At 67.1% G+C, this 20,650-nt stretch carries 17 protein-coding genes; 11 read left to right on the top strand and 6 right to left on the bottom strand.

Features of this window, described 5'->3' with window-relative positions; translation table 11 throughout:
* Window positions 1-4: 4 nt before the first annotated feature.
* Together ABD848_RS00375 and lexA are read right to left on the bottom strand one after the other, a co-directional pair.
* Entirely contained in the window at window positions 5-1,084 is a 1,080-nt protein-coding gene (locus ABD848_RS00375) for an alpha/beta hydrolase (protein WP_344966205.1), read from the bottom strand.
* Window positions 1,085-1,186: 102 nt separating this feature from the next.
* A complete protein-coding gene (gene lexA, locus ABD848_RS00370; RefSeq protein WP_344966204.1) occupies window positions 1,187-1,969 on the bottom strand; it encodes a transcriptional repressor LexA in 783 nt (260 codons plus the stop codon).
* Window positions 1,970-2,426: 457 nt separating this feature from the next.
* On the opposite strand from lexA, the gene ABD848_RS00365 reads away from it, so the two are divergent.
* The 7 genes from ABD848_RS00365 (at window position 2,427) to ABD848_RS00335 (ending at window position 11,290) form a co-directional block, all read left to right on the top strand.
* Window positions 2,427-2,834, top strand: a complete 408-nt coding sequence (locus ABD848_RS00365) for a LysM peptidoglycan-binding domain-containing protein (RefSeq protein ID WP_344966203.1) — start codon at window positions 2,427-2,429, stop codon at window positions 2,832-2,834.
* A gap of 428 nt (window positions 2,835-3,262) precedes the next feature.
* Entirely contained in the window at window positions 3,263-3,721 is a 459-nt protein-coding gene (nrdR, locus tag ABD848_RS00360; RefSeq protein ID WP_344966202.1) for a transcriptional regulator NrdR, read from the top strand.
* A gap of 149 nt (window positions 3,722-3,870) precedes the next feature.
* Window positions 3,871-6,702, top strand: a complete 2,832-nt coding sequence (locus ABD848_RS00355; RefSeq protein WP_344966201.1) for a vitamin B12-dependent ribonucleotide reductase — start codon at window positions 3,871-3,873, stop codon at window positions 6,700-6,702.
* 137 nt (window positions 6,703-6,839) lie between these two features.
* On the top strand, window positions 6,840-7,127 hold the full coding sequence (locus ABD848_RS00350) for a hypothetical protein (RefSeq protein WP_344966200.1): 288 nt from the start codon (window positions 6,840-6,842) through the stop codon (window positions 7,125-7,127).
* Window positions 7,128-7,276: 149 nt separating this feature from the next.
* Window positions 7,277-7,705: a CBS domain-containing protein gene (locus ABD848_RS00345; RefSeq protein ID WP_344966706.1), complete on the top strand. Its 429-nt coding sequence runs from the start codon at window positions 7,277-7,279 to the stop codon at window positions 7,703-7,705.
* A gap of 478 nt (window positions 7,706-8,183) precedes the next feature.
* Complete coding sequence (locus ABD848_RS00340; protein WP_344966199.1) at window positions 8,184-9,851, top strand: SPFH domain-containing protein; 1,668 nt, start codon at window positions 8,184-8,186, stop codon at window positions 9,849-9,851.
* Window positions 9,851-11,290 carry an SPFH domain-containing protein gene (locus tag ABD848_RS00335; protein ID WP_344966198.1) on the top strand — a complete coding sequence of 480 codons (1,440 nt, stop codon included), beginning with the start codon at window positions 9,851-9,853 and terminating at the stop codon, window positions 11,288-11,290. The genes ABD848_RS00340 and ABD848_RS00335 overlap by 1 nt, the downstream gene beginning before the upstream one ends.
* A gap of 265 nt (window positions 11,291-11,555) precedes the next feature.
* Here ABD848_RS00335 and ABD848_RS00330 read toward each other — a convergent pair whose 3' ends face one another.
* Window positions 11,556-11,747, bottom strand: coding sequence for a hypothetical protein (locus ABD848_RS00330; RefSeq protein WP_344966197.1), 192 nt, complete (start codon window positions 11,745-11,747; stop codon window positions 11,556-11,558).
* Between the two features lie 524 nt (window positions 11,748-12,271).
* Complete coding sequence (locus ABD848_RS00325) at window positions 12,272-12,904, bottom strand: hypothetical protein (RefSeq protein ID WP_344966196.1); 633 nt, start codon at window positions 12,902-12,904, stop codon at window positions 12,272-12,274.
* A gap of 291 nt (window positions 12,905-13,195) precedes the next feature.
* On the opposite strand from ABD848_RS00325, the gene ABD848_RS00320 reads away from it, so the two are divergent.
* The 3 genes from ABD848_RS00320 (at window position 13,196) to ABD848_RS00310 (ending at window position 17,544) form a co-directional block, all read left to right on the top strand.
* Complete coding sequence (locus tag ABD848_RS00320) at window positions 13,196-13,921, top strand: ribonuclease HII (protein WP_425567373.1); 726 nt, start codon at window positions 13,196-13,198, stop codon at window positions 13,919-13,921.
* A gap of 261 nt (window positions 13,922-14,182) precedes the next feature.
* The gene (locus ABD848_RS00315) at window positions 14,183-16,606 is read left to right on the top strand and encodes an AAA family ATPase (protein WP_344966194.1); all 2,424 of its coding nucleotides are present in this window, start codon (window positions 14,183-14,185) and stop codon (window positions 16,604-16,606) included.
* Window positions 16,607-16,788: 182 nt separating this feature from the next.
* Complete coding sequence (locus ABD848_RS00310) at window positions 16,789-17,544, top strand: nucleotidyltransferase family protein (protein WP_344966193.1); 756 nt, start codon at window positions 16,789-16,791, stop codon at window positions 17,542-17,544.
* Between the two features lie 66 nt (window positions 17,545-17,610).
* Here ABD848_RS00310 and ABD848_RS00305 read toward each other — a convergent pair whose 3' ends face one another.
* Window positions 17,611-19,242 carry a hypothetical protein gene (locus ABD848_RS00305; RefSeq protein WP_344966705.1) on the bottom strand — a complete coding sequence of 544 codons (1,632 nt, stop codon included), beginning with the start codon at window positions 19,240-19,242 and terminating at the stop codon, window positions 17,611-17,613.
* 386 nt (window positions 19,243-19,628) lie between these two features.
* A complete protein-coding gene (locus ABD848_RS00300; RefSeq protein ID WP_344966192.1) occupies window positions 19,629-19,892 on the bottom strand; it encodes a hypothetical protein in 264 nt (87 codons plus the stop codon).
* Between the two features lie 126 nt (window positions 19,893-20,018).
* On the opposite strand from ABD848_RS00300, the gene ABD848_RS00295 reads away from it, so the two are divergent.
* Complete coding sequence (locus ABD848_RS00295; RefSeq protein ID WP_344966191.1) at window positions 20,019-20,639, top strand: HhH-GPD-type base excision DNA repair protein; 621 nt, start codon at window positions 20,019-20,021, stop codon at window positions 20,637-20,639.
* The last annotated feature ends 11 nt before the right edge of the window (window positions 20,640-20,650 follow it).

The following is a 20,650-nucleotide window of genomic DNA, read 5'->3' as shown; positions in this document are numbered from 1 at the left end:
CACATCACAGGCTCTCGTTGAGGAACCGCCTGACCGCGGGGGCGACGTCGGGGGAGAAGGGACGGTCCTCATCGAGCACAGCGGCGCCGGGGGAGTCGTCGTACATGCGCAGGATGTGGTCGGCGCCTTCGAGATCGACTCGCCGCGCGTTGGACAACCCTGTCATGAGCCGGTCAACTTCGGATTCGGTGACCTGGGAGTCGGCTGTTCCCCACAGCACGAGAGAGTTCACCTCCGAGGGCACCTGCTGCGCTAGGCGTACGGGGTCCATGGCGTCGATCTGGCGCAGGAACGGTGCGACGCTGGGGTTGAACAGCGGCTCGATCTGCGGAGGAAGGTCCTCGGGCAGCGACTCTCCGGCGCGGAGGCGCGCAACCGAGTACCGGGTGTCAGAGAGCCACTTCGTCGCCGTGGGGGCGTCCAGTGCTCCCTGGCTTTCGGCGGTGCGGATTCGTTCGGTCAGTTGGCGATCGATGAGGTCGAGGTAGCGGTCGCCGACCGGTGCGACGAGGATGAGCCCGGTGGGCGGGTGCTCGTCGATGACGTGGGTAGAGCGCAGCGCGAAGATGCTGCCCTCGCTGTGTCCGACCACCAGCAGCCGGGAGGTGTCGATTTCGGGTTGGGAGGCGAGGCGGGCGTAGGCGTGGATCATCTCGCTCTCGAACACGTCGTAGCCGACCGGCTCGTCGGGGGAGCGAGAGGCGTGGCCGGTTTCGCCGGAGCCGAGTTTGTCGTAGCGCAGTGAGGCCACGCCCGCCTGCGCCAGGACCCGCGCGAGGTTGGCGTTGGTGTCGGCGTTGGGGCGGGCCTCGCTGTTGCCGTCGCGGTCGGTGGGGCCACTGCCGGAGATGATCAGCGCGCCGGGAAGCGGGCCGTCGGCGTTGTCGGGAACGGCGAAGGTTCCGTGCAGCGTGTCCGGGCCGCTGGTGAAAGTGATGTCGTGTTCGGTTACCGCGGGCGCCGGAGCGGGGGAGGTGGTCTGGGACGGCGGGTCTCCCTGTGGCGCGCAGCCGGTCACGAACAGAGCGAGACAGCCCAGAGCCAGGACGAGGCAGCGGCGTATTACGGCCAGAGAGCGCGACATGTCCCCTACCGTAGTCCGCGCTGGAGCCACCCGTTGCGGCGCCACTGTCTCGGGCTGATTCGCCCTGAGGTCACGGGAGTGTGCCGAATTGAAGCGAAGGCGTTACACCTTGCGCAGTACCGCGACGACCTTGCCGAGAATGGTCGCCTGGTCGCCGCTGATGGGCTGGTACTCCTCGTTGCGTGGCAGCAGCCAGACATGGTCGCCGTCGCGTTTGAACGCCTTGACCGTGGCCTCGTCATCGATGAGGGCGGCCACGATGTCGCCGTTGTTGGCCTCGGGCTGTTGACGGACAACGACCAGGTCACCGTCGTTGATGGCGGCTTCGACCATGGAGTCGCCGACCACGTTGAGCATGAACAGCCGGCCCTCGCCCACAAGCTGCTTGGGCAGCGTGAAGACGTCCTCGACGGACTCCTCGGCCAGCACCGGCCCGCCGGCGGCGATGCGCCCCAGCACGGGAACGTCGGTCGAGCGCTCGGCATCGGCGGCGTGATCGAAGTGCAACTCGTCCCATGAGCGCACGGGGGGCTGGCCCGGAATGCGAATTTCCACCGCACGTGGGCGGTTCTGATCGCGGTGCAGGTAGCCCTTACGTTGCAACACCTTCAATTGGTGCGCGACACTAGAAGGGCTCGACAGCCCCACCGCGTCACCGATCTCCCGGATGGACGGCGGGTAGCCACGTTGCTGCACGTAACGATGGATGACGTTCAGGACACTCTGCTGACGATCCGTGAGTTTCGGAGTGGCGTCCGACTGTGTCGTTGAGGTCTGCTCGGCGTCGGTCCCCCCCGCGCCGATATCAGTGGCAGTGGGCCGGAGTGCGGTGACGGCCTTTCCACCCGTGTGAGGTTCCTGCGTCACGTGGTTCTCCTCCGGCACGTCCGGCCTCCTCGGCGGGTCGGTGTGGGGTGTCAGGCGTCCACCGCCATCGGCGGTGTGACAGCGGTATCTCGATGCGATGTCGTGCGCGCGACGAGGTCGGTGTATCGCAAGTACAGCGTGTCCAAGGTTAGTGCCCTAACAGAGCGATATCAAACAAACGTTCGAGATGGTGCTGAAAAATTCGTCAGGATACGGTAGTAATCGAACGTCAGTTCTATTGGGTTCGCGTTCAAAGGTGAAGACAGTGTGTACAGTCGGATCTGCGTCCGCGGCTGCCGCCGTGCCCGAGGCACCGTTGCCCCCAAAAAACCTAGGCCCCGGTCATGATCCCGCTGGGGCGGATCGTCGCTCGCCGTCACACGCCCAGCGTTCCGTGCTGCGGGTGGTTCACTCCGCGCCCGAGACCGAGGTTTACGACTGGTCCGTTGACGTCCCCGAGTGGGCGGGAGGAGCCGTGAGCACCCCCAGCGGCGGTTCGTCCGCCACAATCCTGCCCTCCGTCGAAGGGCTGCCCGATCTCTCCGCGCCTCCTTCCCCTCCCCGCGGTCCGCGGTTGACCCGTCGCGGTCGTCTCGTGCTCGTCAGCGCGCTGGCTACCGCGCTCACGGCGGGCTTCGCGCTCACGGTGGTGCTGACCATGGCGCTTGGGACCTCCGCGGCCGGAGCCTCCACCGAGTCAGATGAGCTCGACACCTCATCGTCGACGATCGTGGTCGAAGACGGTGACACGTTGTGGGAGATCGCGCAGCGAATACGCCCCAACCACGACCCCCGCAGCACGGTTTACGAGCTCGTCGAGATCAACGACCTCAGCGACACCAGAATCGACCCGGGCCAAGTGCTGCTACTGCCCTCCTCCTGACCTCAGCCCCGGCGGCATCGCATCGGTGTGGCGCCGCGCGATGGCCGGCACCCATGCGACATGGGACAGCAGAGGTTGCCCTCCCACCCCCCTCGCGCTCGTGGGAAGTTTCACCTGGGCGGCCTAAGCCGACACGCTCAGGCGCGCCGCCTCGCCAAACCTGCCTGACTCCGCCATGATGACCTGCACTTCAACCGCGACGACCGGTGGTTTCCGGCGGCCGACGGCTCGACAGTGAAGGTAATTTCCCCACAATATCTAGTGGGCTACTGGAACAACCCACCCAGAAATTGTGCTTTAGTGGGTGGCAGATCAAACGTTCGCCATTGCCGCCACGGCGGAGGGCCGGCGCGCCCGCCGGCCGCCTCCGCCGTTGGGGCCAGCGACGGGGAAGCCAGCCATGCGCACACGGGGGGAGGCGTGCCAGCGTGCACTGTCCGTTCTGCCGCCACCCTGACACGCGGGTGATCGACAGCCGCTCCACCGACGACGGCGCGGCCATCCGGCGCCGACGCTCCTGTGCGGAGTGCGGGCGGCGTTTCACCACCCAAGAGACTGTGCTGCTTATGGTCGCCAAACGGTCTGGCGTGACCGAGCCGTTCTCGCGCGCCAAGATCATCGCCGGCGTGCGCCGCGCCTGTCAGGGACGTCCCGTCTCTGAGGATGCGCTCGCTCTCTTGGGCCAGCGGGTCGAAGAGTCGATTCGAGGCCGGGGGAGCGCCGAGGTACCCGCCCACGAGGTCGGACTGGCCATCCTCGGGCCGCTGCGCGACCTCGACGAGGTGGCCTACCTGCGCTTCGCCTCGGTGTATCGCAACTTCGCGTCGCTGGAGGACTTCGAACGCGAGATCGCCGGCCTGCGGGCCGAGCGTGACGGGCCGGCCTAGCCGGTCTCCATCGGCGCATGGTGCCGCCGTGGGCGCCGGGCTGGCGAGCGCCCGAACAGCACCACCGCGCGAACGCGCGTATGGGGCACTCACAAAGTGCCTTGTGAGATGGCGTTAACCGGGTATGGGCAAACCACAAGGGGAACGAGATGACCGAGACGACCAGCGGAGCATCGGCGCGCAAAGGCAAGCAGTCCCAGCGCAAAGGCTTGAAGATGCAGCGTATTTTCACCACACCCGGCGTCCATCCCTACGACGAGATCGAGTGGGAACGCCGCGACGTCGTGATGACCAACTGGCGTGACGGTTCGGTCAACTTTGAACAGCACGGCGTGGAGTTTCCCGCTGCCTGGTCCATGAACGCCACACAGATCGTCGCGAGCAAGTACTTCCGCGGCGCGCTGGGCACTCCCGAGCGGGAGTGGAGCCTCAAACAGCTCGTCGACCGGGTCGCCGGCACCTACACCCAGACCGGCCTCCGTTACGGCTACTTCGCGACCGATGACGACGCCGAGGTCTTCGACCACGAGCTGAAGTACGCCCTGGTACACCAGCTTTTCAGCTTCAACTCCCCGGTGTGGTTCAACGTCGGCACCGCTTCCCAACAGCAGGTCTCGGCCTGCTTCATCCTGTCGGTCGACGACACCATGGAGTCGATCCTCGACTGGTACAAGGAAGAGGGCATCATTTTCAAGGGCGGCTCCGGCGCCGGAGTCAACCTGTCGCGCATCCGCTCCAGCAGCGAGCTGCTGTCCTCGGGCGGCACCGCCTCGGGTCCGGTCTCCTTCATGCGCGGCGCCGACGCCTCGGCGGGCACCATCAAGTCCGGCGGCGCCACCCGCCGCGCGGCCAAGATGGTCGTCCTCGACGTCGACCACCCCGACGTCGAGGAATTCATCGAGACCAAGGCACGCGAGGAACACAAGATCCGTGCCCTGCGCGACGCCGGGTTCGACGTTGACCTCGGAGGCTCCGACATCGTCAGCGTCCAGTACCAAAACGCCAACAACTCGGTGCGGGTCTCCGACGCCTTCATGCGCGCCGTGGAATCGGGGTCGGAGTTCCACCTCACCTCGCGCACCACCGGCGAGTCCGTCGTTACCGTCGACGCCCCCACCCTGTTCCGCAAGATGGCCACCGCCGCCTGGGAGTGTGCCGACCCCGGGCTGCAATACGACGACACGATCAACGACTGGCACACCGCCCCCGAGAGTGGCCGCATCTCCGCCAGCAACCCCTGCTCGGAGTATGTCCACCTGGACAACTCCTCGTGCAACCTGGCATCGATCAACCTGCTGAAGTTCCTACGCCCCGACGACACCTTCGACGTCGAGCGGTTCGTCAAGCTCACCGAGTTGGTCATCACGGCGATGGACATCTCCATCACCTTCGCCGACTTCCCCACCGACAAGATCGCCGAGACCACCCGCGCCTTCCGCCAGCTCGGCATCGGCTACGCCAACCTCGGCGCACTGCTCATGGCTACCGGTCACGCCTACGACTCCGACGGGGGCCGGGCCCTCGCGGCGGCCATCACCTCCCTGATGACCGGTACCGCCTACAAGCGCAGCGCCGAACTGGCCGGCATCGTCGGCCCCTACGAGGGCTACGCCAAGAACGCCGAGCCGCACAAGCGGGTCATGCGCAAGCACGCCGCGGCCAACGACGACCTGCGCACGATCCACGAGATGGACCGCGACATCGTGGCCGCGGCCACCCGCGAGTGGGAGGGCTGCCTCAAGACCGGCGAGCGCAACGGGTGGCGCAACGCCCAGGCCAGCCTGCTCGCCCCCACCGGCACCATCGGCTTCATGATGGACTGCGACACCACCGGTATCGAGCCCGACTTCTCGCTGGTCAAATACAAGAAGCTGGTCGGCGGCGGTTCCATGCAGATCGTCAACCAGGCCATCCCGCGGGCATTGAAGAACCTGGGCTACCCCCAGGAGCAGATCGAGGCGATCGTCGAGTACATCTCCGAGAACGGTCATGTGGTCGACGCCCCCGGCCTGCGTCCCGAGCACTACGAGGTCTTCGACTGCGCCATGGGTACGCGCTACATCGAGCCCATGGGTCACGTGAAGATGATGGCCGCCGTGCAGCCGTTCCTGTCCGGTGCCATATCCAAGACGGTCAACGTGCCCGAGGAAGCCACCGTCGAGGATTTCGAGCGCATCTACTTCGAGGGCTGGAAGCTCGGCCTCAAAGCGCTGGCCGTCTACCGCGACAACTGCAAGGTGGGCCAGCCGTTGTCCACCGCCAAGTCCGAGGAAGCCGAGCAGACCAAGCCCGAGCCCCAAGTTGTCGAGGTGCATCGGCCGATCCGGCGCCGGCTGCCCAAGAAGCGCCCCAGCGAGACCATCTCCTTCTCGGTGGGTGGCGCTGAAGGCTACATCACCGCAGGCTCCTACCCCGACGACGGGCTCGGCGAGGTATTCATGAAGCTCGGCAAGCAGGGGTCGACCCTGGCCGGTGTCATGGACGCCTTCTCCATCGCGATCTCCATCGCGTTGCAGTACGGCGTCCCGCTGGAGACCTACGTCGAGAAGTTCACCAACATGCGCTTCGACCCGGCGGGTATGACCGACGACCCCGACATCCGCATGGCGCAGTCGGTCGTCGACTACATCTTCCGCCGGCTGGCCTTGGACTACCTGTCCTACGAGGAGCGCGCCGCCCTGGGGGTGCTCTCGGCTGAGGAGCGCGCCGCCCAAGCCGCCGGCGAGGACCCCGCCCAGGTGGCGGCCCAAGTCGAGTCCTACGCCCAGTCGGCCCCGCTGGCCGGCCGTGACGACACCGAGCACGAGCCCGACGAGCCGGCTCTCGAGGACGTGGGCGCCCACGACACTACCGAGCTGGCCGAGACCAAGGGCGGCTTCACTGCCGACGCCCCGCTGTGCGTCACCTGCGGTACCAAGATGCGCCCCTCCGGCAGTTGCTACGTCTGCGAGGGCTGCGGCTCCACCAGCGGTTGCAGCTAGCACTGGCCGCTTTCCGTTAGGAGCGCTGGTGGCGGTCGGGGGAGTCGGGCAGGTGCCGGCTCCCCCGTGCCTTATCTGGCCGATCGGTTCTCGGCCAGCAGCGTGAGCGATCTGAGGACCCCCTGGGAGCCCTGTGCGTGGTGCTTGACGTAGTGCTTGGCCTGCTCGCCGGTCAGAGCTGGACCTGCTGGCTGACCCCGCAGTACTGCTTGAGCACGAGCACGGCCCGGTCTCTGAAGAACTCCTGGCGGAAGCGGAGGCCGCATGGACCGGGGAACGTCGACACCCCTAAGTCAGCCTTGCCGGTCGACCTCGTTCACCTGCTGGGCACCGAAGTCGGCGGCTTTGATGAGGCTGAGGTCAAGATGATGAGCAAGGAGGCGGCAGTCGCCAGGGTGCAGCGGTATTGGATCGACGGCGACTGATCGAGGTTTTGCGGCCGGGTGGCTCCGGGATGGGACGTTCTGCCGGTTCCAGGGATCACTTTGTGAGCTGGGATATTGTGCGGCGAATCTGGCGATTATGGATCTTGGCGGCAGGGTAACCCATGGGCACCGATCGAAAGGTGGCCGCCATGTTGATCGCTGAGATTCTGCGGACCAAAGGTGCCGCCGTGGTGACCGTCGACACCGACACGACCGTCGCCCAACTCCTGACCGAACTGTCCCGACACAACATCGGCGCGGTGGTGGTGACCCACAACGGCACGCTCGCCGGGATCGCCTCCGAGCGCGATGTCGTCCGCCGCTTGGACGAGTACGGCGCTGACCTGCTCAGCGCCCCAGTCGCTGACATCATGACCGCCGTCGTGATCACCTGTGCTCCCAGCGACACCGTCGACACGCTGACCATGCTCATGACCGAGAACCGTGTCCGCCACGTGCCCGTCCTCTCTGAGGGCAACCTCATGGGCATCGTCAGCATCGGCGACGTGGTCAAGAGCCATATCAGCCAACTCGAGCAGCATCGCCGCCAGCTTGAGGCCTATATTACGCAGGGCTAGGTTGTTGTTTTTGAACGGCCGGGGGTGTGGGCCGTAGGCAGTGTTCTCCGTTCGCTCGTGCCTCGATCGCTGCGCGATCTCGGCAGCCTGCGGGGTGCCCGTTCTCGCCGCCCTTTCCAAAAAACAGAACCTAGCCCGACGATCGCTCCACCAGCGTCGTAGGGGCGAGCGGCGGGGGTGCCAGAGCCGCCACCCACCCGCCGTGCCCACGTTGCTCGCCGCGCTACGCATCCGCTTAAGGCGGGCGTTTCCGACATGCCTTTTCCGTCGCTGTTTCTTCGTATATGCCGAGGTATCCGTTAGGGTCCGCTTATACCCGATCCACCACCGTAGGGTCGGCCCCTGGCGAGCGGCTCCCTTTTTTCTACGGTGACCACTGCCGCCCTGCCACCTCCACAGCGGCTCATCAGCCACGACGGAACCGGATCGCGCACGATCGCGTCTGAGTCATGTCCCTCATATGCAAGGAGCAACACCAATGTCCTTCGCGCAGACGGTGCGCGGGGCCGCCGACCAGCTCGCCCAAGGGGGCGATCCGCGAGAGGCGGCTTCCGACGCGCTGGGCCAGGCGGCGGAGGGGGTCGGGCTTGATCCGGGCGACTTCCTCGCCGCCCGTGAGCAGGGTGCCTCCACCGGCACCCGCATCGAACAGAAGACCACCTCTTTGGGCAACGCCGGCGAGGCCCTCAACAGCAGTAGCTACGAGTCCGGACCCGAAGGCCCGGTCCACGTCATCACTCCCATGGTGATCCCACGCGGACGCACCCTGACCGCCATGCTCCCGGTGATCCTGCTCGCCGTGGTCGGCCTGTTGGGCACGGCGGTCACCGTTCCCATCCCCGGCGCGACGCTGCTCTTCTTCGGCTTGCACTTCTGGCTGATCGTCGTGGCTATCGCCGCGTTCATGTGGTGGCGCCAGGGCATGGTCATGGTGCCTGACGGCTGCCATGCTCTCATCACCAAGTTCGGCAAGCTCGAAAACATCGCGCCGCCGGGCAAGGTCACGCTGCTCAACCCGTGGAAGCGGGTCTCCTACCTCGTCAACACCACGCGGGAGTACCCGTTCAACGCCCCCATCCGCGAGGCGCCCACCAAGAGCGGGGTCAAGGCTTCGGTCGACCTGTTCCTACAGTTCCGCATCGAGGACCCTGAGCAGTTCATCTACACGCTCGGCGCGGTCCAGGGGTTCCAGGACAAGCTGACCAACGCCACCAGCGAGACCACCCGCAGCCTCATCTACGACCAAGAGGCATCGGCGATCTACGACCTGGTCGGTGAGAGCACCGCAGGGCTGCTGGAACAGCTCAACCAGCAGTTCCTGCCGGCAGTGCGCTTGACCAACGCCAATATCACCCACGCCGAGCCCTCCAGCCAGGAGTATCGGATGGACTTGGCCGCCACCGAGATGGTGCGCGTGGCCAAGGAGGCCTACACCTACGAATACGAGCTCCAGTTGCGCAAGGAGCAAAACGAGGGGGACCTCAACAAGGAGTTGGCCTCGCTAAACGAAACGCTGTCGGCCATTCAGGCCGAGATCGCGCAGTACCAGGCCCAGATGGACACCGCCCTGGAACGCGAGACCAACCGGGCGCGCTCCCTGGCCCGCCAGCGCTTCGTCGAGGCTGAGAGCACCGCCCAAGCCAACGCGGCGCTTCTGGAAGCCCAGGCACTCGACATCCGGGCGGTCAGCGCCGCTGAGGCTCCCGAGATCCTCAACTACACCTACCAGCAAGACTTGCTCGACAAGCTGGAGTCGGTGGCCGACAGCCTCCCGCAGATAGTGCGCATCGGCGCCGTCGACTCCGCCGCCGTCAACTTCTTGCAGGTGGCTCAGGAGATCGTCGGCGGGGCCGACAGCGAGCTGTTCTCCGATTCCGACATGGCCGCCATCCGCGCCCGCGTCGAGGAGATCTCCGAACGCATCGCCTCCCGCGAGGCCGAGATCAACGAGCTGTTGGAGCACGAAGAGCGCACCGTCGACACGCCCGACCCTGCGGACACCGAGGACGTGCCCGGCGCCGACCGGGTGGAACAGATCCGCGAGTCCGTCTCCGACGGCGCGATCGACGACCGGCTCGACTCCATCGTCGACGGTGACGCCGGTTCCACGGCCGCCGAGCCCGGCCGGCAAGGAGGTGACGTCTGATGAGTCAGGCGGCAACAACGATGGGGCGCGGCTCCTCCAGTATCAAGGAGTCGCTGGCTTCTTGGAGTGACATCGCCGGCCTGCTGCGTGGCGGTGACCAGGGTGCGTTGGTGCCCGTGGTCATTCCCCGCGACAGCCGCGGGCTGAAGTGGATGGTGCTCGTCTGGATTGGCCTCTACCTGCTGTGTTTGGGCGGCGTCGCGCTGCTCGCCCAACCTCTGCTGCTGGGGTGGCTGGCCATTCCCGCGTTCGTGCTCGGTGTGGCGTCGCTGCTGCTGGCCCTGCTGTGGTGGTGGCGTTCCTCCATCGTCGAAATCGAGCAGGGCACGGTCGGTATTCTCACCAAGTTCGGCAAGATCGAACCCGAGGGCAGGCTCGCCCCCGGGCGGCACTACCTGTGGAATCCCTGGTCACGGGTTGACTTTGTCGTCGACATCACCACGGAGATCCCCTACACCGCCCCTGTTTTGGCGTGCCCCACCCACGAGAACGTGCCGCTGAAGTCCATCGAGTTCTTCTTGAAGTTCCGCATCAACGACGCGGTGGCTTTCGTGCGCACCATCGGGGCCAGCAACTTCGACCTGGTGCTGTCCAACGCCGTACAGGACGCCATTCGCCAGCGCAGTCGGCGGGTGCAGACCGAAAGCGCTTATGACCTGCGCGGTTCCGACGTGGCTGACATGCAAGATCTGCTCAACCGCCAGCTCAGTCGCTACGGGGTGCAGATCATGGGGTGCAACATCCCCGACGTGCAGCTTCCCAACCAGTATCAGCAGAACCTGGCCACCCGCGAGCGGGTCGCCAAGGAGTTGGTGGCCTACGAGCAGGAGTGGGAACTCACGCGCAAGCGCCGCATCGACACGTTGCTGATGGACATCGAACGCTCCAAGAAGACCCGCGACGCCAAGATCGTCGAGGTCAACGCTGCCCTCAACCAGGCACGCAAGGACGTCGCCCAGATGCTGGAGGAGCAGGAGACCGAGGCACAGCGGGTCCGCTACGAGATCGAGACCCGGGGGCGCGGCGACCTCGTCGCGGCCCAGAACGAGGCCAAGGCCAAGCGACGGTTGGCCACCTCCTACCGGGACAATCGGGCGTTCCTGGAGTACGAGTTGGCGCGGCGCCGCCTCGACGTTGGCGCCACGCTCGCCGAGCGCGCCCCACAGCCGGTGATCGTGCACACCGAGTCGGGCTCGGGGGACACCTCGGCACTGTCAACTCTGCTCATGGCGCAGTTGCTGCCGCAGATGGGCCAGCAGCGCCCCGACCGGCAGGCGGACAGCCACGCCTCCGCCGCCCAGTCGGCCGAGGCCACCGCTGACGCTCTACAGCAGGCCCAGGGCTCCCTGGCTGCGGCGGCCCAGCACCATCACCAGCCCCAAGAGCAGCAGGGCACGCAACAGCGCGGCCAGCGCGAAGGGCGCTCCAACCGTCGCTAGCTGGGCCTTGCACCGCCATACACCACCGCCGCCCCACGAAAACGCGGGACGGCGGTGTTTTTGTTTTCCTGATGCTGGCAGACCGTTGTATGCACGATTACCTAAACTTGGATTTTTCTCCAGTTATATTTTTTGTTCTCGGGGTAATAGCTACTGCTTCCCCGGCGTGACGGCCCCAATTTTCTCGCGGAAGATCTGGCCGCGGGGCCGCGGCCGGCCCGCTGCGTTGCGGTGACCGGCGGGCGGGACGTGCCCGGCCTGCCGCTCAGGCCGCATCGGCCAGCTCACGGTAGGCGCAGGAGAGATCCACTCCATGCCGTCCTGCGATCTCCACGAGGTCCTCGATCTCGCCGGCTTGGGTGACCGCGAGATCCTCGTCCCCTCGCGCGCGGGCCCGGCGCAACGACTCCAGCGCGTCGTGGATACGCAGATGGAGTGTTGTCATGAATTCCGTCATCGCCTCTCCCCATGGTTGGCCTGACGCCGTTTCGCGCTGCTCTTAAATGTGTACCCGCTCTAGGTTAAGAACAAAGTGAAAGGCACACTACAACCCTTCCGGGAAACAGTGATTCGTGGAACACCACCGGCTCGATCCGCCATTACCGGGCCGGTCGAGCCGACCGGCTCTCGCGCAAGACGGCCCCGTGGCGCCCCCCCTGAGCGGACTCGCTCGCGCGATACTAGGGAGAGCCACCGGTCAACGGAAGAGACGGAAGAGGACACGCGGGGGCGGGGCCTCGTTGGGGCGAGCCCGGCGTCCGGCCGCGGAGCGCCCGCCGAGCTATGGCCGTCCGGGCAGGCAAGCTCCGCGCACCAGAGGCGGACCCGCCGTTGGGCAGGCGGTGCACCACCACTCACCCGGCGGGCTGGGAGCCACCCCGGTCAGCGGTCCCGAGGAAGCGCGGCGACGCGCCGTTGTCCACGCGCGACACCGCCCTCACCTCATCCCCGAGCCCGAGGCGAGCCAAGGAGACCAGCGCTTCAGTACTCGGTCCAGGAGTACCAGGGGCCGCTGATGTGCTCGTAGACGACGCTGCCATGGCCGGGCAGGAAGATCTCGGTGGCCAGCGGTTCCCGGCTGTAGGCCAGACCTGAAGTGTGCAACAGTCCCGCCCCCTCGACCGTGAAGCGCGTGACCCCCTCCTCGGCTTCGGCGGCTCGTAGCGGGTACAGCCCGAACCAGGCGCCGTTCAGCGGGACCGTGGTGGAGGAGCTTACGGTCTCGCGAACCCCGGCCAGGTCACTCGTTGAGGCCTCCACCCGTGCTTTGAGAGCGACGTCGCTCAGCGATAGCGCGATCGCCACGGCCGCGATGAGTGGCGCGGTGATCCAGCGCAGCCAGTAGAAGCGGATCATCGGGCGCGCCACCGTCAGGGCGATCCCCAGCCGCAACGCGCCCATCGCCGCCAGCAGCGCTCCGCCGCCCAGCCCGATCAGTGCGCTGGGCAGGTGTCCTCCGGGCATGCTGTCCTCGTACAGCAGGACCACAGCGGCCAGCGCACAAGCGGGAAGGTAGAGCCGCCCGGGAGGTCGCGAAGCCCAAGAGATGATCCGCTGACCAAAGGTGGGACGGCGCGCGATCTCGATGAGCTTGGCCACGGAGGCGTCGCTCATCCCCGATTCCTCTCCACGGGATTGCGATCCACCTGTTGGTTCAGTGGCGGCGGACATACCGGTGGCCCCCAAGACGGTTCCGTACGGGCTGGATGCGGGCGAATGCCGGAGGCCGACAGCGTGCGACTCGCCGTGCCCCCGGGCAGCACAAACTGGGCCGTCTCCTCCTCAATAGCGGCCCAGGACCTTCAGCATAGAGGAGAAACCCGCTGTGCTCAGGAATTGTGCGAAAGCCTTCTCCGGCCAGCGACCCGCCCACAGGGCGGCTTCCGGCCCCGGGCGTCCGGTTCGATGCCCGCGGCCCCTACCGCTACGCTTGGCCCCGTGTCAGCCCACTCCACAACCGACGCCGACGCGCCCGGCTACGCCCTGGAACGTGAACTCGCCGCCGACGGCGCCACACTCGTCGCTGGTGTTGACGAAGTGGGGCGCGGGGCCTGGGCCGGTCCGGTCGTCGTGTGTGCGACTGTCACCGACGGAACGGAGCCGCCCCCCGGGTTGACCGATTCCAAGAAGCTCACGCCGGCGCGCCGCGAGGCCATGAGCGAACTCCTGCGCGACTGGGTACGCGATCACGCGTTCGGTCGGGCCGAACCGGAGGAAATCGACGAGGTCGGCATGACCGCCGCGCTGCGGCTGGCCGCCTCGCGGGCGCTGGCGCACCTGCGCCCGGGCCCCGACGCCGTCATCCTCGACGGCAAGCACGACTATCTCGGCCGGCCCTGGCGGGTGCGCACCCAGGTCAAGGGCGACCTGTCGTGCGTGTCGGTCGCCGCGGCCTCAATCCTGGCGAAGGTGCACCGTGACGCCTACATGGTCGGACTCGACGCCGAGTACCCTGCTTACGGCTTCGCCACTGGAGTCGGCTACCCCACGCCCGCCCATCGGGCCGCGTTGGCCGAGTTCGGCCCCACCCCGCACCATCGGATGAGCTGGGCCTACCTCGATGACTTGCCGCAGTGGAAGCACCTGCGCAAACCGCCGCCCGCAGCCGGTCGCCAGACCTCACTCCTTTGACGGCGCCTCGCGTGACCGTGACGCGGTTTCGCTGCGACACGCCGAGTCTTTCCGGGCGTGAACTTCTTCTGACTCAGGCCGATCGCGGGCAGTATGGAACCGCCAGCGACCGGTGGCCGTTGCACGGGGCCGCAGGCGCCGTGCGCGCATGGGCACGCACTGGAGGTGGCACAACGGCACGCTCGGGCAGCGGCAGCGGGCACGCTGGACGACGACGGTTAGGCGGGCGTGCGGGCGGCACGCGGCGAAGGGGGCAACGACATGCCACGCGGTGAGCGACCCCAGTCGAGGCGGCAATCTGGGGCGGCGTCACTGGTGGCGCGGCTGCGGGATCTCTACTATCGCCGACCGCCGCGCGTGCGCCTCTTCGCCGGTCTTGCCGTGGTGACCGCTGTGGCGCTGCTCGCCTTCGTGTTGAGTCTGCCGGTGCTGCCCGCGGTGGTCATCGCCGCCATGGCCCTAGCGGTGTTCGCGGCCCTCATGCGTTCCACGGAGGCGGTGGCGACGACCGCCGTTTGCCTGGGGTGGATCGTGCTCGCCTACCCCCTCTTTCAGGTGCCGCTGGCCGGCGCTTCGATCGTGCTCGCCCTGGCGTTGCTGCCACCGCTGGTGGCCTTGGCGGCCTCACGCATCCGCGCCTTCCCGGTGTGGCACACCACCCTGATCGCGCTGCTCGTCGGTCTCATCGTGGGCATGGGCGTGTCACTGACGAGCATGCTCACCGACGCCGTCCCGCCGGCCGTTGGCGTGGCCGCCACCGCCGCGGCGGCAGGGCTGGCGCTGCTATGGCGGCTCGCCGCCGGCTACCGGATGGAACGCGACGTGCGTACGCGCGTCGCCGACGCCGCCGCGCCCTCCACTGGCGCGCCTCCGGCCGCAAGCCACCAGCGCCATCGCGCTCGCGACAGCGCCTCGCGCGGCGCCGCTCCCGCCACAAGCGTCGCCGAGACGGCACCCGCCCCCGTGCCGGTCGACGAGGCCCTGGCGGAGTTGGAGAACATGATCGGTTTGGAACCGGTCAAGCAGCAAGTGCGCTCGATCGCGGCCTCTATCGAGGCGGCGCGGCTGCGCGCCGACGCCGGCTACACCGTGGACAAGCCGCTGCGCCACCTGGTCTTCTCCGGCCCTCCCGGGACCGGAAAGACCAGTGTCGCGCGCACGCTGGCGACGATCTTCCACTCTTTTGGCCTGCTGTCCTCGCCCACCGTCATCGAGGCGCAGCGCGCCGATCTCGTCGGCGAGTATCTCGGCGCCACGGCGATCAAGACCAACGAGCTCGTCGACCGTGCCCTGGGGGGCGTTCTCTTCATTGACGAGGCATATGCCCTGGTCAATGAAGGTGACGGCCAACCCGACCGGTTCGGTAATGAGGCCGTGCAGACGCTGCTCAAGCGCGCCGAGGACGACCGTGACCACCTTGTCATCATCCTGGCCGGCTACGAGCGCGAGATGGAGCGCTTCCTCACCTCCAACCCCGGTCTGGCATCCCGGTTCGCCACGCGGATCACCTTCCCCCGCTACACCCCCGAGGAGCTCCAGCACATCGCCGAGTCGCTGTTCGCCCAGCGCGGCGACATCCTCGACGAGGGGGCGGCACCGGCGCTGCGCACCCGCTTCGAGCAGGCCGAGCAGCGCGACGTGGTCGACGAGTTGGGGAACGGCCGGTTCGCGCGCTCCCTGGTGGAAAAGGCGGGCCAAGCCCGCGATGTTCGCGTGGTCACCAGCGGCGACGGCGCGCACCAGCCCGAACCTCAAGAGTTGGTCACCGTTCGCTCTGTGGACATCGCTACGGCCTACGACCAGCTCACGGAGCGCCTCCCCGGTTTCACCCCTATCCCCGACGTCTCTGAGACCCTGGCGGAGTTGGACGCCATGATCGGCCTCGACCCGGTCAAACGCCAGGTGCGTTCCATCGCGGCCCAGCTCCAGGTCGGCAAGTTGCGTCAGGGACAAGGGCTGCGCACCCAGCCGCCGATGCGCCACTTCGTTTTCGTCGGACCTCCGGGAACGGGCAAGACCACCGTGGCCCGCATACTCGGGCGGGTCTTCGCCGCGCTCGGGCTGCTCAACCGGCCCGACGTCATCGAGGCCAGCCGGGCCGACCTGGTCGGCGAGCACTTGGGTGCCACCGCGGTGAAGACCAACAAGCTCATCGACCGCGCTCTGGGTGGGGTGCTCTTCATCGACGAGGCCTATGCGCTGGCTAACCCGGGCTACAGTGGCGGCGACGCCTTCGGGGCCGAGGCCATCCAGACCCTGCTCAAGCGCGCTGAGGACGACCGGTCGCGTCTGGTCATCGTTCTCGCCGGCTACCCCGCCGAAATGGAGCGGTTCCTGGCGAGCAACTCCGGGCTGTCCTCGCGTTTCAACGTCCAGGTGGCCTTCCCCAGCTACACGCCTACCGAGTTGACCGAGATCGCTGAGAGCGTCGCCGCCCACACGGGCGACACCTTCGACGAGCAGGCCCGCGCGGATCTTCACACGATCTTCGCCCACGTGTGCCAGACCGGCTGGATCGACGAACTGGGCAACGGGCGCTTTGCCCGCTCCCTGTTTGAGAAAGCCTGTTCCTGCCGTGACCTGCGTGTCAACGACCACCTGGGCGAGGCGGCCACCGCCGCTGACCTCACCTTGTTGACCAGTGCCGATCTTCGTGAAGCCTACGGTGAGCTCACCCAGCGCTGACCGACTGTTCCTGCGCAGCCCCCGTGGCGACTCCGGAGGGTCCGTTATGCAACATGTGCTGTGTCCGAAGTGGGCTGACCTGGCGTGCCCGGTCCCCTTAGGGGAGACGCCAGGGTGAATGGCGATGGAAACCCACGATCGAACCCCCCAATACGGGACACCGCACTGCTAGTGTCCGCCCCATGAGTCCTTCCACAGCCCGTATTACCCAGGCTGTCATTCTGGCGGGCGGGCAGGCTACGCGCCTGCGCCCCTATACCGACACCCGCCCGAAGGCAATGGTGGAGATCGCCGATCGGCCCATCATCGATTACCAGCTCGAATGGCTCGCGAGTCATGGTGTCGAGCACGTCGTCGTCTCGTGCGGTTACAAGGCCGACGTGTTGCGCCAGCACCTCGCCGCGCGCACGGAGGGGCCCGAGATCACCCTCAGGGTGGAGGAGGAGCCCCTGGGCCGGGGCGGAGCACTGCGGTTCGCCGCCACTGGCCTGACCGACCAGAGCGCCCCCTATTTCGCCCTCAACGGCGATGTCCTCACCTGGTTTCCCCTGGACGAGTTCACCCAATTCCACCGCGATCACGGCGGGCTGGTGACGTTGGCTCTGGCGCAATACCGCACGAACTGGGGCATTGTCGAGGTCACGGAAGACGGCAGCATCGAGGGTTTCACGCAGAGCCCGCTACTGCCGTTTTGGATCAATGCCGGCGTCTACGTGTTCGAGGCCGAGGCCACGCCGCTGTTGCCGGAGAAGGGTGACCACGAGTCCACCACCTTCCCTGAGCTGGCCGCGCAGTCACGGCTCTTCGGCTACCGCATCAACGGCTTCTGGCGCGGTGTCGACACCGTCAAGGACGTCAAAGAGGCCGGTGAGCAAGTTCCCGAGCTGCTGCGCAGCTTCCGAGAGTCCGGTAGCGCCCACCCTGCGCTCACCCACTGAGACGCCTGCCGGGCCGGTGTCCCGCCGGCAGGTGGGCCATCGCCACCCACCGTGGCGCGGGCGGGGTCACAGTTCGTCCAGCCGCTTAGCCAACACGTCGTCGTTTTCGGCTTCCTCCAGCACGTCCAGTAGTGTCTCGACAACGGCCGGGCGGGTGTGCCCGCGGTCGAGCAGCCGTTGCGCCGCCGCCCACAGGCTGGGCGGGTTGCCGTCCCACAACCGTTCGGCGAGCCGTTCGTGTGCGTCAAGGGCGTCGTCGATGTCGGGGGCGGAGGCCTCCCGGCGCTCCTCGGCCGGTGTCTCGGTGGAGGCTGCGCAGTGGCGGCCACGGCTTTGGGGATCGACGTCGTATTCGCCGAAGTGGTCGAGTTTCAGCAGCGCGCGCCGGCCCGCGGAGGTCGTGGGGTCGAACTCTCCGACATCGTCGGAGAGAAGGTCGCTGGCGAGCAGCGGGAAGGCGAACATGCGGCGCGGCAGCGCGGAGAGGTCGCCATCGGGCAGCAGTCGGCGGATCACCTCGCGGCGCAACCCGAACGAGGCGGTGGGGTCACGGTAGGAGGTCATGAACGCCGCGGTTGACTCCCAAACGGCGTCGAGCGTGGCCAGCATCGCTTCTTCGGGGAGCCCGGCGCGGGGGCCCGCCCAGCGCACCCACGCTGCCAGCACGTGCGGCATCGCCTCTTGCTCTTCGGGCAGCAGCACCACCCGCCGCGGCAGCCAACTGAGCAAGAACGTCTCGACCTTGCGGGGGCTGACCCGCAGTGGGCGCCCGAAGTCGACGTCGCAGCCGTAGTCGATGATGTGGTCGACACAGCGGCTGGCGGCGTAGCTGTCGGACAGGTCAGCGGCGGCCTCCGACGACAGAAACCGTGCGGCCAGGAATGACCGCCGGTCGCGCCGCCACACAGGCGTACGCCCAGAACGGGGCTCGTCGGCCAGCGCTCTGGCTCGGGCACGCACGAGCACGTGGTGCTTGGGTAGCGGCTCGCTGCCGGCGCCGTTACTGCTACGGCCGGTAACCTCACCCGCACCCCCGGCTGTGGCGGCGGAATCCAGGTGCGCCTCGGAGCGCTGGAGTGCGCTTTCGAGGAGCGAGCGCGCACGTTCGGGGCTCAGTTCGGAGAACGTGGCCATGGTGTCGACCTCGGCCTGCTTACGGCAGCGGGCGAGCAGCTCGGTGACCTTGGTCGTCACCCAGGCGTCGCGGAGTACACCCCCTGAGTTGTGGTCGATGACTGCGATCACCGCGTGTTCGCTGGCCGTACTCGCTCCTGTTCCCGCCGAGGGCTCACTCGGGTCGTCGCCGTCCTCGCCCTCCTCATAGCGGAAGACACAGACGATGTCGTCGGCGTCGCCGAATCGGGAGCCGGACATGTAGGCGGCTACGGGGCGCACCGCGCCGATGCGGCCTGCCCATTGCGGGCGGCGGGTGCCCTGCCGGACCATGCCCAGCACCGCCTTCTTGGCGAGGATTCGTTGCCGTTGGGAGGGACCGAGCGAGGCCACGCCGGCTAGCAGCGCCAGTGCGGCGGGGCTGCCGTCGGCGGTGGCATAGGACACGAGCTCCTCGCCCAGGAGCCGTTCGAGATCGAGACCGGGGATGTTTTGTGCCCACCATGCGCCGAGCAGTTCACTGATGACCACCTCGGCGTCGAGTGGATCGCGTAGCGCCAGGAGGGTACGCGCGACTCGCAGCATTTCGGCGAAGACGTCGTCAGGCGGAGGCACAGAGTGGGTTTTGCGGGAAGGGGGCGGTGAGGACACTTTTCGAGCCTAGGGCACGGAAACAGTGAGCGAAGAGATGACGGACAGTGTTTTCGGTAGGCGTCCCGACGCTGCGGGGAAGCCCGGCGCCGCGGTGACCAGCTTTCCCATCTCTTGGGTTCGGGATTCTCATGAAATTGTGGCTGCGCCGGTGAGTGAGCAGTCTCAACCCACCTCACCACTACTGGCCCGCGGGTCTTCACTGGCATGGGTTGGGCCCGGCTCGACCGAGCCGGGCCCAACCGGCGGGGCGGGCACACGGCAAAGTGGTGTCCAAAGAGGCGCCGGACACTTGGAGTGGCGCGTGAGGCCCGCGAGAATCAACTGAGCCGGTCGTGGCCGGCCGTACGGGGGTGCAGCGCCGAGCCGAGGCCCGAGGGTGGCTCAGACTTGACCATAGCTTGCAAATGCTCTCTGGCGACCCGTTCAACAAGTCCAGGGGTGGCCTCGAACCCGAGGTGCTCGGCACATCTCCACGTGTCGGACACACATCTCTCGACGCGGCTGTGCGAAACGGCGCTGAATTCGCTGACTAGCCGCGCGGTGACCTGCTGTAGGCCACCCGCGTGGTACGTCTTGAGCATCCTCGCTCACGCCCCCCTTTGCCACGGTGGTCTAGACGGTGACCACACTCCATTTCACAACGCGCTTTTCGCCTGTCAAGCCCTGTCAGGGCCACCCTTACCCACCCTTTGTGCGACCCTTGAGCTATGACGGTCCCGCTCCACCTGGCCCAGGACGCCGAAGCCGATGAACTACTCGCGCGTAGTCCACTGGCACTGCTGACGGGGATGCTCCTTGACCAACAGATACCCATGGAACGGGCGTTCGCCGGCCCACTACTGATCGCGCGCCGACTCGGTCGTGACGACCTCGACGCTCACGAGATCGCCGATCAAGATCCCGCGGTATTCGCGGAGTTGCTATCGAGAAAGCCCGCTGTCCATCGCTACCCTGGCGCTATGGCGAAGCGCATCCAGACGCTATGTGCCTATATCGTCCGATATTACGGCGGTGACCCCGGGGCCGTCTGGCGCGACGCACCGTCTGGCCAGGAATTGTTCCGTCGCCTGCGGGCGCTTCCCGGATTTGGCAACCAGAAGAGTCAGATCTTTGTAGCGCTTTTGGGAAAGCAACTCGACGTACGGCCGCAGGGGTGGCGCGCGGCGGCCGGCGACTACGGAGCCGAAGACTCGCTACGCTCTGTCGCTGACGTGCGTGACCCACAAACCCTGGCACAGGTGCGCGCGTTCAAGCAGGGGCAGAAGGCCAAGACCAAAGCGAGCCTGGCAGACTCCCCAGGGTTGGCCGACACAGGGGCGAGTGGCTGAGCCCGCGCTGT

Source organism: Salinactinospora qingdaonensis (assembly GCF_039539445.1).
Classification (GTDB): Bacteria; Actinomycetota; Actinomycetes; order Streptosporangiales; family Streptosporangiaceae; genus Salinactinospora; species Salinactinospora qingdaonensis.
This window is presented reverse-complemented; position numbering and strand designations above follow the sequence as displayed.

Bases quoted from the DNA above. Each gene is read 5' to 3' on its own strand.
- ABD848_RS00315 (WP_344966194.1), top strand. From the start codon at position 14,183: ATGCCACGCGGTGAGCGACCCCAGTCGAGGCGGCAATCTGGGGCGGCG.
- ABD848_RS00355 (WP_344966201.1), top strand. From the start codon at position 3,871: ATGACCGAGACGACCAGCGGAGCATCGGCGCGCAAAGGCAAGCAGTCC.
- ABD848_RS00340 (WP_344966199.1), top strand. From the start codon at position 8,184: ATGTCCTTCGCGCAGACGGTGCGCGGGGCCGCCGACCAGCTCGCCCAA.
- ABD848_RS00310 (WP_344966193.1), top strand. From the start codon at position 16,789: ATGAGTCCTTCCACAGCCCGTATTACCCAGGCTGTCATTCTGGCGGGC.
- ABD848_RS00325 (WP_344966196.1), bottom strand. From the start codon at position 12,904: ATGAGCGACGCCTCCGTGGCCAAGCTCATCGAGATCGCGCGCCGTCCC.
- ABD848_RS00300 (WP_344966192.1), bottom strand. From the start codon at position 19,892: ATGCTCAAGACGTACCACGCGGGTGGCCTACAGCAGGTCACCGCGCGG.
- ABD848_RS00305 (WP_344966705.1), bottom strand. From the start codon at position 19,242: ATGCTGCGAGTCGCGCGTACCCTCCTGGCGCTACGCGATCCACTCGAC.
- ABD848_RS00345 (WP_344966706.1), top strand. From the start codon at position 7,277: ATGTTGATCGCTGAGATTCTGCGGACCAAAGGTGCCGCCGTGGTGACC.
- ABD848_RS00330 (WP_344966197.1), bottom strand. From the start codon at position 11,747: ATGACGGAATTCATGACAACACTCCATCTGCGTATCCACGACGCGCTG.
- ABD848_RS00295 (WP_344966191.1), top strand. From the start codon at position 20,019: ATGACGGTCCCGCTCCACCTGGCCCAGGACGCCGAAGCCGATGAACTA.
- ABD848_RS00335 (WP_344966198.1), top strand. From the start codon at position 9,851: ATGAGTCAGGCGGCAACAACGATGGGGCGCGGCTCCTCCAGTATCAAG.
- ABD848_RS00375 (WP_344966205.1), bottom strand. From the start codon at position 1,084: ATGTCGCGCTCTCTGGCCGTAATACGCCGCTGCCTCGTCCTGGCTCTG.
- ABD848_RS00320 (WP_425567373.1), top strand. From the start codon at position 13,196: ATGCCCGCGGCCCCTACCGCTACGCTTGGCCCCGTGTCAGCCCACTCC.